Annotated in this window: 14 protein-coding genes; all 14 read right to left on the bottom strand. The window is 69.3% G+C overall.

Annotated features, from left to right (window positions below):
• Positions 1 to 56 precede the first annotated feature (56 nt).
• The 14 genes from ACIBK0_RS11440 to ACIBK0_RS11505 all read right to left on the bottom strand — a co-directional run bounded on the left by ACIBK0_RS11440 (position 57) and on the right by ACIBK0_RS11505 (position 16,307).
• Positions 57 to 1,208 (bottom strand): DivIVA domain-containing protein, encoded by a 1,152-nt coding sequence (locus ACIBK0_RS11440; protein WP_399078146.1) that lies wholly within the window; start codon positions 1,206 to 1,208, stop codon positions 57 to 59.
• A 46-nt stretch (positions 1,209 to 1,254) separates the two neighbouring features.
• Positions 1,255 to 1,539, bottom strand: coding sequence for a YggT family protein (locus ACIBK0_RS11445; protein ID WP_261706878.1), 285 nt, complete (start codon positions 1,537 to 1,539; stop codon positions 1,255 to 1,257).
• 51 nt (positions 1,540 to 1,590) lie between these two features.
• Positions 1,591 to 2,232, bottom strand: a complete 642-nt coding sequence (locus tag ACIBK0_RS11450) for a cell division protein SepF (RefSeq protein WP_399078149.1) — start codon at positions 2,230 to 2,232, stop codon at positions 1,591 to 1,593.
• A gap of 129 nt (positions 2,233 to 2,361) precedes the next feature.
• Positions 2,362 to 3,081 (bottom strand): YggS family pyridoxal phosphate-dependent enzyme, encoded by a 720-nt coding sequence (locus tag ACIBK0_RS11455; RefSeq protein WP_399078151.1) that lies wholly within the window; start codon positions 3,079 to 3,081, stop codon positions 2,362 to 2,364.
• Positions 3,082 to 3,087: 6 nt separating this feature from the next.
• On the bottom strand, positions 3,088 to 3,795 hold the full coding sequence (gene pgeF, locus ACIBK0_RS11460; RefSeq protein WP_399078153.1) for a peptidoglycan editing factor PgeF: 708 nt from the start codon (positions 3,793 to 3,795) through the stop codon (positions 3,088 to 3,090).
• 26 nt (positions 3,796 to 3,821) lie between these two features.
• Positions 3,822 to 5,012: a cell division protein FtsZ gene (gene ftsZ / locus ACIBK0_RS11465; RefSeq protein ID WP_399078156.1), complete on the bottom strand. Its 1,191-nt coding sequence runs from the start codon at positions 5,010 to 5,012 to the stop codon at positions 3,822 to 3,824.
• A 275-nt stretch (positions 5,013 to 5,287) separates the two neighbouring features.
• Positions 5,288 to 6,073, bottom strand: coding sequence for a cell division protein FtsQ/DivIB (locus tag ACIBK0_RS11470; RefSeq protein WP_399078158.1), 786 nt, complete (start codon positions 6,071 to 6,073; stop codon positions 5,288 to 5,290).
• A gap of 25 nt (positions 6,074 to 6,098) precedes the next feature.
• Entirely contained in the window at positions 6,099 to 7,190 is a 1,092-nt protein-coding gene (murG, locus tag ACIBK0_RS11475) for an undecaprenyldiphospho-muramoylpentapeptide beta-N-acetylglucosaminyltransferase (protein ID WP_399078160.1), read from the bottom strand.
• Positions 7,191 to 7,196: 6 nt separating this feature from the next.
• A complete protein-coding gene (gene ftsW, locus ACIBK0_RS11480; RefSeq protein WP_399078162.1) occupies positions 7,197 to 8,561 on the bottom strand; it encodes a putative lipid II flippase FtsW in 1,365 nt (454 codons plus the stop codon).
• A gap of 190 nt (positions 8,562 to 8,751) precedes the next feature.
• On the bottom strand, positions 8,752 to 10,179 hold the full coding sequence (gene murD, locus ACIBK0_RS11485) for a UDP-N-acetylmuramoyl-L-alanine--D-glutamate ligase (RefSeq protein ID WP_399078164.1): 1,428 nt from the start codon (positions 10,177 to 10,179) through the stop codon (positions 8,752 to 8,754).
• Positions 10,161 to 11,234 carry a phospho-N-acetylmuramoyl-pentapeptide-transferase gene (gene mraY / locus ACIBK0_RS11490; RefSeq protein ID WP_399078166.1) on the bottom strand — a complete coding sequence of 358 codons (1,074 nt, stop codon included), beginning with the start codon at positions 11,232 to 11,234 and terminating at the stop codon, positions 10,161 to 10,163. The genes murD and mraY overlap by 19 nt, the downstream gene beginning before the upstream one ends.
• Positions 11,231 to 12,637 (bottom strand): UDP-N-acetylmuramoyl-tripeptide--D-alanyl-D-alanine ligase, encoded by a 1,407-nt coding sequence (gene murF / locus ACIBK0_RS11495; RefSeq protein ID WP_399078168.1) that lies wholly within the window; start codon positions 12,635 to 12,637, stop codon positions 11,231 to 11,233. Before murF ends, mraY begins: the two co-directional genes overlap by 4 nt.
• 4 nt (positions 12,638 to 12,641) lie before the next feature.
• Positions 12,642 to 14,162: a UDP-N-acetylmuramoyl-L-alanyl-D-glutamate--2,6-diaminopimelate ligase gene (locus tag ACIBK0_RS11500; RefSeq protein ID WP_399078685.1), complete on the bottom strand. Its 1,521-nt coding sequence runs from the start codon at positions 14,160 to 14,162 to the stop codon at positions 12,642 to 12,644.
• 192 nt (positions 14,163 to 14,354) lie between these two features.
• Positions 14,355 to 16,307, bottom strand: coding sequence for a peptidoglycan D,D-transpeptidase FtsI family protein (locus tag ACIBK0_RS11505; RefSeq protein ID WP_399078170.1), 1,953 nt, complete (start codon positions 16,305 to 16,307; stop codon positions 14,355 to 14,357).
• Between the last annotated feature and the right edge of the window lie 4 nt (positions 16,308 to 16,311).

The raw sequence follows: 16,311 nt of genomic DNA on the forward strand, positions 1-16,311 counted from the left end.
GGAATCCGGGGGCCCCGCCCTGAACGCTGCCGACGCCTAAGGCGTACTAAAGGCCGTCAGTTGTCGTCCTCGTCGATGAGGAACCCGCGCATCGGCGAGGGCGCCTGCTGCATCGGCGACGGCCCCTGGGGCCGCACCGGAGCCATCGGCTGGGTCATGGCCGGAGACATCTGCTGCTGCCCACCGTAGGAGGGCGCAGCCGGTGCCGGACCGCCACCCATGCCCTGGTTGCCGCCGTACGACGGCGCGCTGGCGCCTGCCGGGGCCATCGAGGGCGCGGAGGGCGAGGGCAGGGACGCCGTGGCCGGGGTGCGCGGCGGAGCGAGCGAGTCGTCCGCCTGCGTCTCCAGCTGGCGCAGCTGCGACTCCAGGTAGGACTTCAGCCGCGTGCGGTACTCGCGCTCGAAGCCGCGCAGGTCCTCGACCTTGCGCTCCAGCGTGGCGCGAGCGGACTCCAGGGAGCCCATCGCGACGCGGTGCTTCTCCTGCGCGTCCCGCTCCAGGGCGTCAGCCTTGGCACGGGCGTCGCGCTCCAGACCCTCGGCGCGGCTGCGAGCCTCGCCGACGATCTTGTTGGCCTCGGAACGGGCCTCGGCGATCGCCTGGTCGGCGGTCTGCTGAGCCAGCGAGAGGACACGCGCGGCGCTGTCGCCACCGGGGCCCTGCTGCGGCATCTGCGGGCCGTGACCGCCCATGGGGCCACCCATGGGACCGCCCATCGGGCCACCCATCTGCTGCATCTGCGGCTGCATCTGGCCGGGACCCTGGCCCATCGGACCCTGGCCCATCGGACCCTGGCCCATGGGGCCCGGACCCTGCGGACCGCCCTGGCCACTGGGGCCGGCGGGCAGCTGCGGGGCACCGCTCGGCAGCTGGGGCGGGCCACCCATGGGGCCACCCATCTGCTGCTGCGGCGGGCCCGATATGCCGGCGGGCACGGGAGCGCCCGGACCGCGCATGCCCTGCGGGGGGCCCTGCTGCTGGTCCTGCTGCTCGGGCGGCTTACGCATGCCCTGCTGCTGGTTCTGCGCGGCCGCGCGCGTGGCAGCGGCCAGCTTGGCGCGCAGATCCTCGTTCTCGCGGAGCAGTCGCGTCAGTTCGGCTTCGACCTCGTCGAGGAAGGCATCGACCTCGTCCTCGTCATAGCCTTCTCGGAGGCGGACGGTCGTGAACTGCTTGTTCCGCACGTCCTCGGGGGTCAACGGCATCTCTTCACCTCAACGTAGTCGTCGGCATTCGGCAAGACCGTATCGTTCACAGCCGGCTCACGACGGAGATCAGGATGTAGACGATGATCATCAGTACGAAGAAGGACAGGTCGAGCGCCACGCCCCCGAGACGCAGCGGCGGAATGAACCGCCGCAGAAGCTTGAGCGGTGGATCGGTGACAGTGTAGGTGGCCTCGAGAACGACCACCATCGCCTTGCCGGGTTGCCATGAGCGGGCGAACTGGAAGACGTAGTCCATGACCAACCGGAAGATCAGCACGATGAGGAAGCACATCAGCGCGATGTAGAAAACCTGCCCGACCACGCTCATGATCCGTGCTTCCCTCTCCCCTGTTTCCGTGCGTCATTCCGGTCCTGCGTCTCAGCTCTGGTTGAAGAACCCGCCCTCTGCGATGCGGGCCTTGTCCTCCGCCGTGACATCGACGTTAGCAGGCGACAACAGGAACACCTTCTGCGTCACCCGCTCGATGCTGCCGTGGAGACCAAACACCAAACCGGCCGCAAAGTCGACAAGTCGCTTCGCATCTGTGTCATCCATCTCAGTCAGATTCATGATCACCGGGGTGCCCTCACGGAAGTGTTCCCCGATGGTACGGGCCTCGTTGTAGGTCCGGGGGTGCAGTGTGGTGATCCGGTAGGGCTCTCGCTCGGACACGACCTTGGGCATGATCACCGGGGCGTTCTTCTCCAGGCTTTGACGTTCTTGTGTGATGGACGCCACGGGGGCGATTCGCGCCGGACGCGCGGATTCCGCGGCGAGCGAAGCGGAATGCGGCACCGGATCGCGCGGCGCCGGAGGCTGCACCACTCGCACCGATTCGTCCCGTTGAGACTGATGTGTCTGATGTGACTGGTGTGGCGACTCGTGTCGCCGACGGTCCCGCTCGGGCTCCGGGTCAAGCTCGGGCTCGAAGTCGTCGTCGGGGTCGAATCCCCTGCCGTCGTACCCATCGTCCTCCACGAGGCCGAGGTAGACCGCCATCTTGCGCATCGCGCCGGCCATGCTCTGAGTCCTCCGCTCTGTGGTGGATCGGCTGACGAATTGCCAAGTGCCCGCGATCCACGAGGTCGTTATGCCCGCCTGTGGCGGTAATGACCATATTTTCTGCTGTGGTCCGACTTCTTGGCGACGTTACCCGAGCCTGGGTCGGACTCCGAGTACCGCAGTACCGACGCGTACATGTGTCGCTCCGGCTGCCACGGCCTGTTCGAGGTCCGTACTCATCCCTGCCGAGACCATGTTCGCAGCCGGATGAGCGCGGCGCAGGACAGTCGACAAATCCATCAGCCGCTCGAACGCCGCCTGTTGGCGCCCCGCGTACGGTCCGGTGAGCGGCGCGACAGTCATCAGCCCGTCGAGCCGGAGCCCCGGAGCCCGAGCGACGAGGTCGCCCAACTCTTCGATTCCGCCGGGCCCTACGCCACCCCGCTCCCCTCTCCCGCTCTCCTGCGCGTCCAACGCGACCTGGAGGAGACAGCCCACCTCGCGCTCCGCTCGCACCGCTTCCTTCGACAGAGCTGTGACGAGCTTGGAACGATCGACGGACTGCACGACATCCGCATAACCGACCACGGAACGCACCTTGTTGGTCTGCAACTGACCGACAAAATGCCACGAGAGGGGCAGATCCGAACATTCAGCGGCCTTGGGCGCCGCGTCCTGGTCCCGGTTCTCGGCGACGTGACGCACACCGAGTTCCGACAGGATCCGCACATCGCTCGCGGGGTAGGTCTTGGTGACCACGATCAGGGTCACCTCTTCGCGCTTGCGCCCGGCGGCGATGCACGCCGCCGTGATGCGCTGTTCCACTTTCGCCAGATTTTCGGCGAGTTGAGCCTTACGGTCCGTCATGCCCCATCAGTCCAGCCAGACATAGCCGGCGAGCCGCCCGGTGGTGCGGTCGCGCCGGTACGAGAAGTGGTCCCCCGATTCGAGCGTGCACACCGGCGACTGCTCCCGGTCGCGCACCCCGAGCCGTTTCAACTGCGCGTGCACTCCGGCGGTCACATCGACCGCTGGCGTGCCCCAGCTGGTCTCGGCGTACGCCGCCGGTTCGACGGCGGCGACGTCGGCGCGCATCCGCTCCGGCACTTCGTAGCAACGCCCGCAGACGGCGGGGCCGGTGCGGGCGACGATCCGGTCGGCCTCGGCGCCGAGTTCGACCATGGCCCGTACGGCGGCGGGAACGACTCCGGCGACCATGCCGGGCCGTCCCGCGTGGGCGGCGGCCACGACTCCGGCGACCGGATCGGCCAGCAGGACCGGTGTGCAATCGGCGGTGAGAACGGCGAGGGCGAGCCCCCGTCGCACGGTGACGATCGCGTCGACGGACGGAATCCCCGAAGAGACCCACGGCCCGTCCACCACCGCCACGTCCGGCCCGTGCACCTGGTTCATCCAGACCACCTGGGCCGGGTCGAGACCGAGCGCCTTGGCGGCCAGTTCGCGATTGGTCCGTACGGAGTCGGGGTCGTCGCCGACCGCTCCGCCGAGGTTGAGCTCCTCGTACGGAACGGCGCTCACCCCGCCCCACCGGTCGGTGAAGGCGAAGTGCGCGCCGCTCACTGTGCTCGTTTCGGAGCGCTGCCCTATCACTTCAGGAAGTCCGGCACGTCCAGCTCTTCGGCCGCGCTGTCCGAGTAGGCGCGGGACGGCGGGACCGGCGGGGAGACCTGGATCTCGCCGACCGGCTCCGGGGCGGGCTCCGGGGCCTCCTTCGGCGTGACGCTGCCGAGCGAGCCGAAGGACGGGCGGCTCTCGGAGGGCCGCACCGGGGCGGGCTCGTCGCGCTTCGCGGACGAGGCGCCGAGCACGTTGTCCCGCTTCGCCGGAGGCTGACCGCCGTCGAAGCCGGCGGCGATGACGGTGACCCGCACCTCGTCACCGAGGGCGTCGTCGATGACCGCACCGAAGATGATGTTGGCCTCGGGGTGCGCGGCCTCGCTGACCAGCTGGGCGGCTTCGTTGATCTCGAACAGGCCGAGGTCGGAGCCGCCGGAGATGGAGAGCAGGACGCCGCGGGCGCCGTCGATGGAGGCTTCGAGGAGCGGCGAGGAGATCGCCATCTCGGCCGCGGCCACCGCGCGATCGTCGCCGCGGGCCGAGCCGATGCCCATGAGCGCCGAACCCGCCTCGGACATCACGGACTTGACGTCGGCGAAGTCGAGGTTGATCAGACCCGGCGTGGTGATGAGGTCGGTGATGCCCTGAACACCGGAGAGCAGGACCTGGTCCGCCGACTTGAAGGCGTCGAGGACCGAGACCTGGCGGTCCGAGATGGACAGCAGCCGGTCGTTCGGGATGACGATGAGGGTGTCGACCTCTTCGCGGAGTTCGGCGATGCCGTCCTCGGCCTGGTTGGCCCGGCGCCGTCCCTCGAAGGTGAACGGGCGGGTGACCACGCCGATGGTGAGGGCGCCGAGCGAGCGGGCGATGTTGGCCACGACGGGTGCGCCGCCGGTGCCGGTGCCGCCGCCTTCACCGGCTGTCACGAAGACCATGTCGGCCCCCTTGAGGACCTCCTCGATCTCCTCGCGGTGGTCCTCGGCGGCCTTGCGGCCGACGGCCGGGTTGGCTCCGGCGCCGAGTCCGCGGGTCAGTTCGCGGCCGACGTCGAGCTTGACGTCGGCGTCGCTCATCAACAGCGCCTGCGCGTCGGTGTTGATGGCGATGAACTCGACGCCCTTGAGACCGACCTCGATCATCCGGTTGATGGCATTGACACCACCGCCGCCGACACCGATGACTTTGATGACTGCGAGGTAGTTCTGCGGTGCTGCCACGTCGAAGGCCTCTCGCCTCGAGTTACGTGTCGTCGCCTCGCACGCTCGCGATCCGACGACTGATGCCGAATGGGACGGTCCGAACGCCGACCCGAACCCTAACGCTGAAGTTTAGGGTTACCAGTGTGTCTGTTCCTTGGACTCTTCCGAACAGGACACTAAGTCGACAAGTGGCGCACGTTCAACGAACACGCCGAACCTCCCGTTTTTCTTTTCACCCTATGTGATCAGGCGTAGCGCTGCCCAACCAGGGTGCTGGCCTGCGCGGATGTGCGTCAACTCCCCGATGACGCAGGAGCGGTGGGAGCGCTTACGTCGAAGTGCCGGGCGCCGGGAGCGGCTTTCATGAGAGCGGTGAGTGTCCTGGCCTTCGCGCGACCCTTCTCGCCACTGCCCCACTCGACGGTGCGGCCGCCCTTCAACTCCAGCGAGATGGAGTCGTAGGAACGGACCTTGAGGGTACGAGTGTCACGGGCGACGGCGGCCGGAATGTCGCCGGCGACCCGCACCGCCTCGCGCACCAGCCGGTCGGTGCCGAAGCGGCGCAGCCCCACCGACCGGGAGACCGCCAATTCCAGTGTGAGCACGCCCTTCGGAGCGTCGGAAACCGTGGCGAATCGCACGCCCTTGGCGTCCACTTCGACGAACTTTGCGCCTTTTTCGACAATCAGGACCGGAGTGCGTTCGGTCACTTTCAGGCCGATTTCATGCGGCCAGGAACGGACGACATCAACCGAGTCAATTCGGGGCAATTTCTGGCGCAGTCGTTCCTCAATGGCGTCGGTGTCGACGGAAATCAGTGGGGATCCGACCGGAACATCGGCCGCTTCTCGCACCTGCTCGGCCGTCAGCACTCGCATCCCGGAAGCCGATACGCGTTCCACGCGCAGCCACTGCGAGCCGTACAGGACCCAGAACGAAGCGGCTCCGCCCAACACCGCGGCGATCAAAAGGATGATGAGCACACGAAGGCGACGCAGCCGCCCGAGACGGGGCGGCCGGGGCGGGCCGGACTCCAGCTTCTGCCGTTCGCCGCGCTCGGCGGTGTTCGGTCCGGCCACGCTCCCTGCCTTCCCTCATGCGGTGCTAGTGACGGCGAGAGGCGATCGCCTCGTACACCATGCCGACGAGCAGGTCGTCGGCGTCCCGGCGGCCGAACTCGCTGGCGGCACGGGACATCTCGTACAGCCGGTGCGGGTCGGCGAGCACGGGCAGCACGTTCTGCTGCACCCACTGGGGCGTCAGCTCCGCGTCGTCGACAAGGAGGCCACCGCCGGCCTTGACCACCGGCTGAGCGTTCAGCCGCTGTTCGCCGTTGCCGATGGGCAGCGGGACATAGGCGGCGGGCAGCCCGACGGCGGAGAGTTCGGCGACGGTCATCGCGCCCGCGCGGCACAGCATCATGTCGGCCGCGGCGTACGCGAGGTCCATCCGGTCCACGTACGGTACCGGGATGTACGGGGGCATCCCCGGCATCTGATGCACCTGCGGCAGTTCGTTCTTCGGGCCCACCGCGTGCAGGATCTGGATGCCCGCCTGCTGGAGGTACGGAGCCGCCTGCTCGACCACCTCGTTGAGGCGGCGGGCGCCCTGCGAGCCGCCGGACACCAGCAGGGTCGGCAGCGCGGGGTCGAGGCCGAACGCGGCGCGCGCCTCGGGGCGCACGGCGGCACGGTCGAGGGTGGCGATGGAGCGGCGCAGCGGGATGCCGATGTAGCGGGCGTCGCGCAGCTTGCTGTCCGGCGTGGAGACGGCGACCCGGGCGGCATATCGGGAGCCGATCTTGTTGGCGAGACCCGGCCGGGCGTTGGCCTCGTGGATGACGATCGGCACGCCGAGGCGCTTGGCCGCGAGGTAGCCGGGCAGGGCGACGTAGCCGCCGAAGCCGACGACCGCGTCCGCCTTGGTGCGCTCCAGGATCTGCTCGGCCGCCTTGATCGTGCCGCGCAGCCGTCCGGGGACGGTGATCAGCTCGGGCGTGGGCTTGCGCGGCAGCGGGACGGCGGGGATCAGCGCGAGATCGTATCCGCGCTCGGGTACGAGTCGGGTCTCAAGTCCGCGTTCCGTGCCCAGGGCCGTGATCCCCACGGTCGGGTCCTGCCTGCGCAGGGCGTCCGCGAGGGCGAGCGCGGGCTCGATGTGGCCGGCGGTCCCCCCGCCGGCGAGTACGACATGCACCGAAATTCACCGCTCTCCGGACGAACGCGCCGCGGCGCGCCGTCGCATCGTGTTCCATCTCCGAGGCCCCGCGGCCCCCACGGAGCCTCTCACCGCAGCCCGCTTTCTACCAAAGCGAGGTTGCCGCATCGCGAGCGCCGCCCGCGCAGCGGGGTCGTCCCGCGCGAAGGCGATCAGCAGCCCGATGGCGAACATGGTCGGCAACAGGGCGGAACCCCCGTAGGAGAACAGCGGGAGCGGGACTCCGGCGATCGGCAGCAGACCGAGTACCGCACCGATGTTGATCACGGCCTGGGTCGTGATCCAGGTGGTCACGCCTCCCGCGGCATACCTCACGAAGGGGTCCTCCGTGCGTCCGGCCACGCGGATACCCGCATAGCCTAGAGCCGCGAAGAGGGCGAGTACCGACAGCGTCCCCGCGAGGCCCAGTTCCTCACCGGTGACGGCGAAGATGAAGTCGGTGTGGGCTTCGGGCAGTTGGCCCCATTTCTCCACGCTCGCACCGAGTCCGGAACCGAAGAGTCCGCCGGAGGCGAGCGCATAGATCCCGTGCACGGCCTGCCAGCACGAGGTGACGCCGGTGCCGGGTTCGGTGGCGCCGATGCAGGAGAACCGGGCCATGCGGTTCGGGCTGGTCTTGATGAGGATCACACCGAGCATGCCGGCGATGGACAGCACGCCGACGAACAGCCGGGTCGGCGCGCCCGCCAGCCACAGCAGTCCGAACAGGATCGCGGTGAGGATGATCGCCGTCCCCATGTCGCCGCCGAGCATGATCAGCCCGAGCAGCATGAACGCCACCGGGACGAGCGGCACCAGCATGTGCTTCCACTGCATGAGCAGGCGCTTGTCCTCCTTGCGGGCGATCAGGTCGGCGCCCCACAGCACGAGGGCGAGCTTGCCGAACTCGCTGGGCTGGATCTGGAAGGAGCCGCCGAGGGAGATCCAGTTCTGGTTGCCGTTGATCGCGACTCCTATCCCGGGCACCTGCACCAGGATCATCAGGAAGACCGACCCGGCCAGCATCGGATACGCCAGCGCCCGGTGCAGCTTCACCGGCATCCGCGAGGCGACGAGCAGCAGCACCCCGCCGATCACGGCCGCCAGGAACTGCTTGCGGAAGAAGTACGACCCCGGCAGCGACAGCTGCAGCGCCGTGATCTGCGACGCCGAGTACACCATCACCAGCCCGAGCACGGTGATCAGCAGACTGCCACCGAGGATCAGGTAGTACGCGGTCAGCGGCCGGTCCCAGGCCTTGCGGGCGCGGATGTAGAGGCGTCGTACGGGATTCTCGCGCGACGCCCGGGCGACGGGGGGCCGCCCGGTGGTCCGCCGCACGGGAGGCCGGCCGGTGCGGCTACCGGGCATCGGCGGCACCTGCCACGCTGTGGGAGGGCTTCCCGTCGGGCGTCCCCCCGGGCCGGTCGGGAACTGAGGGAGGGACGGGCCGGCACAGCGCCGTGCCACCGGCGGATAGCCGCCGACGAAGCCCCAGCCGGATCCGTGTCACGCGTCCCTCCCAGGTGTGCCCGGCGCCGTCAGGCGAGGCGGACCCGGGTCAGCCGTCGACGGCGTCGAGTTCGCGAACCGCCTCCGCGAAAGCGTCACCGCGCTTGTTGTAGTTGGCGAACATATCCATGGACGCGCACGCCGGGGCCAGCAGCACCGTGTCGCCGGTGCGAGCGAGCCCCCGTGCCTCCTGAACCGCCGCGAGCATCGCCCCAGTGTCGGTCCGCTCAAGGTCGACGACGGGTACTTCCGGCGCGTGTCGCGCGAGCGCTTCCCGGATGAGGGCACGGTCGGCACCGATCAGGACAACGCCCCGAAGCCGCGGTGCCGACTTGGCGACCAGCTCGTCGAAGGTCGCGCCCTTGGCCAGCCCGCCCGCGATCCACACGATCGACTCGTACGCCGCCAAAGAGGCTTCCGCGGCATGTGTGTTGGTCGCCTTGGAGTCGTCGACGTACGCGACCCCGTCCACGTCGGCGACGTGCGCGATGCGGTGGGCGTCCGGCTCGAAGGCCCGCAGCCCGTCGCGTACCGCCTGGGCGGGCACCCCGAAGGCGCGCGCCAGGGCCGCCGCCGCAAGGGCGTTGGCGATGTTGTGCGGCGCCGGCGGATTGACGTCCGACACCTCGGCCAGCTCCTGGGCGTTCTTCTGCCGGTTCTCGACGAAGGCGCGGTCGACCAGGATGCCTTCCACGACGCCGAGTTGGGACGGCCCAGGGGTGCCGAGTGTGAAGCCGATCGCCCGGCAGCCCTCCTCGACGTCCGCCTCGCGCACCAGGTCCTCGGTGGCCTTGTCGGCCACGTTGTAGACGCAGGCGACTCGATTGCCTTCGTAGATACGGCCCTTGTCGGCGGCGTACGCCTCCATCGAGCCGTGCCAGTCGAGGTGGTCGGGCGCCAGATTCAGTACGGCTGCGGAGTGGGCGCGCAGCGAGGGCGCCCAGTGCAGCTGATAGCTGGAGAGTTCGACGGCGAGTACGTCGTACTTCTCCTCGCCGAGCACCGCGTCAAGGAGCGAGACGCCGATGTTGCCGACCGCCGCCGTGCGCAGTCCGGCCGCCTTCAGGATCGAGGCGAGCATCTGGACGGTCGTGGTCTTGCCGTTGGTGCCGGTGACCGCGAGCCAGGGCGCGGCGTCGGGGCCGCGCAGCCGCCAGGCGAGTTCGACGTCGCCCCAGACCGGGACGCCCGCCTCGGCGGCCGTGGCGAACAGCGGCTTGTCCGGCTTCCAGCCCGGCGCGGTCACGATGAGCTCGGTTCCCTCGGGCAGGGTCGCGCCGTCACCGAGGCGCACGGTGATGCCGAGCGCCTCCAGCTCCGCGGCCTGGGCCCGGGCGCGCTCGTCGTCGCCGTCGTTGACGACCGTGACGACCGCGCCGAGGCCGTGCAGCACCTTGGCCGCCGGGATGCCGGAGACGCCGAGCCCGGCGACGGTGACGTTCTTGCCCTGCCAGTCGGTCACTTCTTGGCTGCCCATCCTGCGTAGAAGAGGCCCAGACCCACAATGACGCACATGCCCTGAATGATCCAGAAGCGGACCACCACAAGGACTTCGGACCACCCCTTGAGTTCGAAGTGGTGCTGGAGGGGTGCCATGCGGAAGACGCGCTTGCCGGTCAGGCGGAAGGAGCCGACCTGGATGACGACCGACATGGTGATCAGGACGAAGAGACCGCCGAGCAGCGCGATCAGGAACTCGGTGCGGGAGCAGATCGCCAGACCCGCGAGCGCTCCGCCGAGAGCAAGCGAACCGGTGTCGCCCATGAAGATCTTGGCGGGCGAGGTGTTCCACCACAGGAAGCCGAAGCAGGCGCCCATCAGCGCGGAGGCGACGACCGCGAGGTCGAGTGGATCGCGTACTTCGTAGCAGGCGGCCGGGTTGGTCAGGGTCGTCGCGTTGGCGCAGGACTCCTGGAACTGCCAGACGCCGATGAACGTGTACGCGCCGAAGACCATCACGGAGGCGCCGGTGGCGAGACCGTCCAGGCCGTCCGTGAGGTTCACGCCGTTCGACATGGCGAGGATCATGAACAGCGCCCAGACCACGAACAGCACCGGGCCGATGGACCAGCCGAAGTCCTGGACGAAGGAGAGCTTCGTGGAGGCCGGGGTGTTGCCGCGGTTGTCCGCGAACTGCAGCGAGAGCACCGCGAAGGCGATACCGACGGTCAGCTGGCCGGCCATCTTCGCCTTGGCCCGCAGACCGAGCGACCGACGCTTGACGATCTTGATGTAGTCGTCCAGGAAGCCCACCAGGCCCATGCCCGCCATCAGGCCGAGCACCAGCAGTCCGGAGAAGGTCGGCGGCTTGCCGGTGATCACCTTGCTCATGAAGTACGCGATGAGCGTCGCGAGGATGAAGGCGATACCACCCATGGTCGGCGTACCGCGCTTGCTGTGGTGCTCTTTCGGCCCGTCGTCACGGATGTACTGGCCGTAGCCCTTGCGGGCCAGGAGCTTGATCAGCAGCGGGGTGCCGACCAAGGTCAGGAAGAGGCCAATGACACCTGCGAACAGGATCTGCTTCATCATCGGGCGGCAACCTCACCCTCGGCACCGCTGTCGAGCAGCGCCTGCGCCACCCGTTCGAGCCCGACCGACCTGGACGCCTTCACGAGTACGACGTCCCCTGGGCGCAGTTCACTGCGCAACAGGTCGACAGCCGCCTGTGCGTCGGACACGTGCACCGACTCCTCACCCCACGAACCCTCGTTATATGCGCCCAGTTGGAGCCAGGACGCTTCCCTGCCCCCGACCGCGACGAGCTTGCTGACGTTGAGCCGGACGGCGAGCCGTCCGACCGCGTCGTGCTCGGCGAGCGCCTCGTCCCCGAGCTCGGCCATCTGACCGAGCACCGCCCACGTACGACGTCCTCTGCCCATGGCCGCGAGCGCGCGCAGGGCGGCTCGCATGGACTCGGGGTTCGCGTTGTAGGCGTCGTTGACGACCGTCACGCCGTCCGGGCGCTCGGTGACCTCCATCCGCCAGCGGGAGAGGGAGCCCGCCTCGGAGAGCGCACGGGCGATCTCGTCTGCGGACATGCCCAGCTCATGGGCGACGGCGGCCGCGGCGAGCGCGTTCGACACGTGGTGCTCACCGTACAGGCGCATGGTCACGTCACTGCACCCGGAGGGTGTGCGAAGGCTGAAGGAAGGCTGTCCAGTCTCCGTGAGACGGACGTTCTCGGCGCGTACGTCCGCTTCGTCGGACTCTCCGAAGAGGATCACGCGGGCCTTCGTACGGGACGCCATGGCGCGTACGAGGGGATCGTCGGCGTTGAGGACCGCGGTGCCGTCCTCCGGGAGCCCTTCGACCAACTCGCCCTTTGCTTGCGCGATTTGCTCGCGGCCGCCGAACTCGCCGATGTGGGCGGTGCCGACGTTGAGGACCAGGCCGATCTTCGGCGGGGTGAGGTCCGCCAGATAGCGGATGTGGCCGATGCCGCGCGCCCCCATCTCCAGCACCAGGAACCTGGTCTCCTCGGTGGCGCTGAGCGCGGTGAGCGGCAGCCCGATCTCGTTGTTCAGCGAGCCGGGCGTGAAGACAGTCGGCGCCTTGCTCCGCAGCACCTGGGCGATCAGGTCCTTGGTGCTGGTCTTGCCCGCGGAACCGGTGAGGGCCACGAGGGTCGCGCCGAGCCGTTCGACGACATGACGCGCGAGAGCGCCGAGCGCCGCCTGTACGTCCGCGACGACGATCGCGGGCACGCCGAGGGGGCGGGACGCCAGCACGGCGACCGCGCCGGCCTCGATCACCGCCTCGGCGAAGTCGTGGCCGTCCACACGCTCGCCGACGAAGGCGACGAAGAGGCTGCCGGACTCCACCTCACGGGAGTCCTTGACGACCGGTCCGGTGACCTGTACCGCCGGATCCGGTATGTCGTACGTCTGCCCGCCGACGACTGCTGCGATCTCGGCGAGAGAGAGGGCGATCACAAGTTCATCCCTGGGTCTTCTGGATAGCTTCGCGAAGCACCTGGCGGTCGTCGAAGGGACGCACCACCCCGGCGATGTCCTGGCCCTGCTCGTGGCCCTTGCCCGCGACCAGCACGGTGTCGCCCGGCTCTGCGCGGGCGACGGCGGCCGCGATGGCTGCGGCCCGGTCCTCGAAGACCTGGACCTCACCGCGCTCGTGCGCCGGCACCTCGGCGGCGCCGGCGAGCATCGTCGCGAGGATCGCGAGGGGGTCCTCGGAGCGGGGGTTGTCGGAGGTCAGTACAGCGGTGTCGGCGAGCCGCGCCACGGCCGCGCCCATCGGCATCCGCTTGGTCCGGTCCCGGTCGCCGCCGCAGCCGAGCACCACGTGCAGACGACCGCTCGTCACCTTGCGCAGGGCGCGCAGGACCGATTCGACGGCGTCCGTCTTGTGGGCGTAGTCGACGACGGCAAGGTAGGACTGGCCCACGTCCACGCGCTCCAGGCGGCCCGGGACACCCGGCACGGCCGCGATGCCGTCGGCGGCGGTCTGCGGGTCGAGCCCGGCGACGGCGAGGGCGACGATCGCGGCGAGCGTGTTGGCCACGTTGAAGGGGCCCGCGAGCGGCGACCTGGCGGAGATCCGCTCGTCCTTGGGGCCGACCGCGGTGAACGTCGAGTCCATGGGGCCGACTTCGACGTCCTCGGCGCGCCAGTCGGCGTCGGGGTGCCCCTCGGCGGAGAAGGTGACCACCGGGACGGTGGCCTCTTTGGCGAGCCTGCGGCCGTACTCGTCGTCGAGGTTGATGACGCCGAGTTTGCTGCGTTTCGGTGTGAACAGCTGCGCCTTGGCCCGGAAGTAGTCCTCCATGTCGGAGTGGAACTCCATGTGTTCCGGGCTGAGGTTGTTGAAGACGGCGATGTCGAAGACGCAGCCGTCGACCCGGCCGAGGACCAGCGCGTGGCTGGAGACCTCCATCGCGACCGCCTCGACCCCGCGCTCGCGCATGACCGCGAACAGGGCCTGGAGGTCGGTGGCTTCGGGGGTGGTGCGCTCCGACTTGATCCGCTCGTCGCCGATGCGCATCTCGACCGTGCCGATCAGCCCGGTGGAGCGGACCCTCTTCAGGCCGCCCTCGACGAGGTACGCCGTCGTGGTCTTGCCGGAGGTGCCGGTGATGCCGATCTGGAGCAGGTCGCGCCCGGGGTGGCCGTAGATCGTGGCCGCGAGCTCACCCATCCGCCCGCGCGGATCGTCGACCACCAGGACGGGAAGGCCCGTGGCGGCGGCGCGCTCGGCGCCCGTCGGATCGGTCAGCACGGCGACGGCACCGAGACCGGCCGCCTGGGTCACGAAGTCGGCGCCGTGCATGCGGGCGCCGGGCAGTGCGGCGTACAGGTCGCCGGGACGCACGGCCCGCGAGTCATGGGTGATGCCCGTGACCTCAGGGGTCGACGCCGGCGCGGTGGCACCCAGCTGATCGGCCAGTTCCGCGAGGGGTGTGGCGGAGACGTGAACCGGTCGCGGCGGCCCCGGATATGTCACAGGAACGCCCTTCTGGGTGGTTTGGGACTGATCAGCGTGTGGCACGGCGGTGAGCGTACCGGGCGCACCCCCGCCGGAGCGAAGCGAGGGGTTCGGCGGGGGCTGGTTCCCGGAGGCCGGGGTGATCGTTGTCACGAGCTGTTCCTGGTCCGTTGTGCGTGGGGGCTGATCAGGGCGTGCGGTCGCAGTGGATCACGGCTTGAAGCTGACGGGAAGGTTCGCGGCCTTCGCCCCGGTGGGCGGGACCTGGAGGGTCTTCAGGGCGAACTCCATGACCTGCTTGTAGATGGGTCCGCAGGTCGTGCCTCCGAAGTAGCTGCCCCTGGTGGCGTTCTGGAGGGCGCAGTAGACGGTGACGCGCGGGTTGTCCGCGGGTGCGAATCCGGCGAATGACGAGGTGTAGCCGTGGTACTTGCCGGTGGCCGGATCCACGCGGTTGGCCGTACCCGTCTTGCCTGCGACTCGGTAGCCGGGGATACGCGCCTTGATGCCGGTGCCCTGCTCGTCGTCCACGACGGACTCCAGCATCTGGGCGAGGGTCTTCGCGGTCTTCTCACTCACGACCCTTGTCTTCTTGGGCTGGGCGGCGGGGGTGAAGCGGCCGTCGGGCCCCCTCGTGCCGCGCACCAGCGTCGGCTCGATGCGTACGCCGCCGTTGGCGATCGTCGAGTAGACGGAGGCCGCCTGCACCGCATTGATCGACACGCCCTGGCCGAAAGGAATGGTGTACTGCTGCGACGTCGACCATGTGTCGGGGGGCGCGAGGATGCCCGCGGTCTCACCGGGGAAGCCGAGCCCGGTGTGACTGCCGATGCCGAACTTGCGCAGATACGAGTAGAGGACCCGGTTGGCCTCCTTCTGTGTCTTGCCGAGCTGGCCGGTCGCCAGGATGGTGCCGATGTTGCTGGACTTGGCGAGTACGCCGTTCAGCGTCAGGTACCAGGTCGAGTGGTCGATGTCGTCCTGGAAGAGCCGGTCGCCGCGGTGCAGCCGGTTGGGCACGACCACATGTGTGTCGGGCGTGGCCACGTTCTCCTGGAGGACGGCGGCCATCGACATGAGTTTGGCTGTGGAGCCGGGCTCGTAGGCATCCTGGAGGGCCGCGTTGCCCATGGCGGCGGAGTTGGCCTGGGAGAGGTCGTTCGGATCGAAGCCGGGCGAGTTGGCCATGGCGAGGATCTGGCCGGTCCGGGTGTCCTGCACTATCACGTACCCGCGGTCCGCCTTGGACTTCTTCACCTGCTCGGTGATCGCGTTCTGCGCGGCCCACTGGATGTCCCGGTCGATGGTCAGCTCGACGTCGGAACCGGCCACGGCGGGTGTCTCGGTGGAGCCCACGGTGGGCACCTGGCGCCCACCGGACTGGGCGTAGCGGATCTTGCCGTCCTTGCCCGCGAGCTCCTTGTTCAGCTGCTGCTCGATGCCGCCGCCGCCCTTGCCGTCGGCGTTGACCCAGCCCAGTATCCCGGCGGCGAGGTCACCGTTCGGATACACGCGTTTGCTGGCCGGGACCGCGAGGACTCCCGCGAGGACGTTGACCGTGCTCTTGTCCGTCTCCGCCTTGGCCCCGAGCGTGGTCTTCAGGTCCTTGATCTGCTTCCAGACCTGGGGGGTCTGGCGGTGCGCGAGCAGGGTGTAGCGGGTGTTCTTCGCCTTCAGCTTCGCGGCGACGGCGTCCATGCTCTGGCCGAGGATCGGGGCGAGCAGCGCCGCGGCCTGCTCGGGCGCGTCGCTCACCTTCGTCGCCTCTGTCGTGAACATCGTCGGATCGGCCGTGATGTCGTACGCGTCCACACTCGTCGCCAGCTCGACGCCGTTACGGTCGGTGATCCCGCCGCGCTCGGCGGCCAGCGTGCGCCCGACGTACCGGTTCTGTTCGGCCTTCGCGGCATACGTGCTCGCGTCCACGGCCTGCACCTGGAGCAGCCGTACGACGAAGGCGACCATCACCAGGGTGAGCCCGAGGCTGACCATGCGCAGGCGGGGGCGGGGACTGCCGAGCCGGATGACGCGGGGGCCGCTCGGCCCGGATGGGCTCGGGCGGCGGGCGGGGCGGGCACCGGGGCCCGGGCGCCGCTGGCCCCCGGGGCGTACGGGCCTGGCGGGGCCGGGCACGCGGCGGCGCGGCGGTTCCCTGTCGGACACTTCC

The sequence above is a fragment of the Streptomyces sp. NPDC050564 genome (assembly GCF_044457265.1).
GTDB lineage: Bacteria > Actinomycetota > Actinomycetes > Streptomycetales > Streptomycetaceae > Streptomyces.

Bases quoted from the DNA above. Each gene is read 5' to 3' on its own strand.
- ACIBK0_RS11440 (WP_399078146.1), bottom strand. From the start codon at position 1,208: ATGCCGTTGACCCCCGAGGACGTGCGGAACAAGCAGTTCACGACCGTC.
- ACIBK0_RS11445 (WP_261706878.1), bottom strand. From the start codon at position 1,539: ATGAGCGTGGTCGGGCAGGTTTTCTACATCGCGCTGATGTGCTTCCTC.
- ACIBK0_RS11450 (WP_399078149.1), bottom strand. From the start codon at position 2,232: ATGGCCGGCGCGATGCGCAAGATGGCGGTCTACCTCGGCCTCGTGGAG.
- ACIBK0_RS11455 (WP_399078151.1), bottom strand. From the start codon at position 3,081: ATGACGGACCGTAAGGCTCAACTCGCCGAAAATCTGGCGAAAGTGGAA.
- ftsW (WP_399078162.1), bottom strand. From the start codon at position 8,561: ATGCCCGGTAGCCGCACCGGCCGGCCTCCCGTGCGGCGGACCACCGGG.
- murD (WP_399078164.1), bottom strand. From the start codon at position 10,179: ATGGGCAGCCAAGAAGTGACCGACTGGCAGGGCAAGAACGTCACCGTC.
- mraY (WP_399078166.1), bottom strand. From the start codon at position 11,234: ATGATGAAGCAGATCCTGTTCGCAGGTGTCATTGGCCTCTTCCTGACC.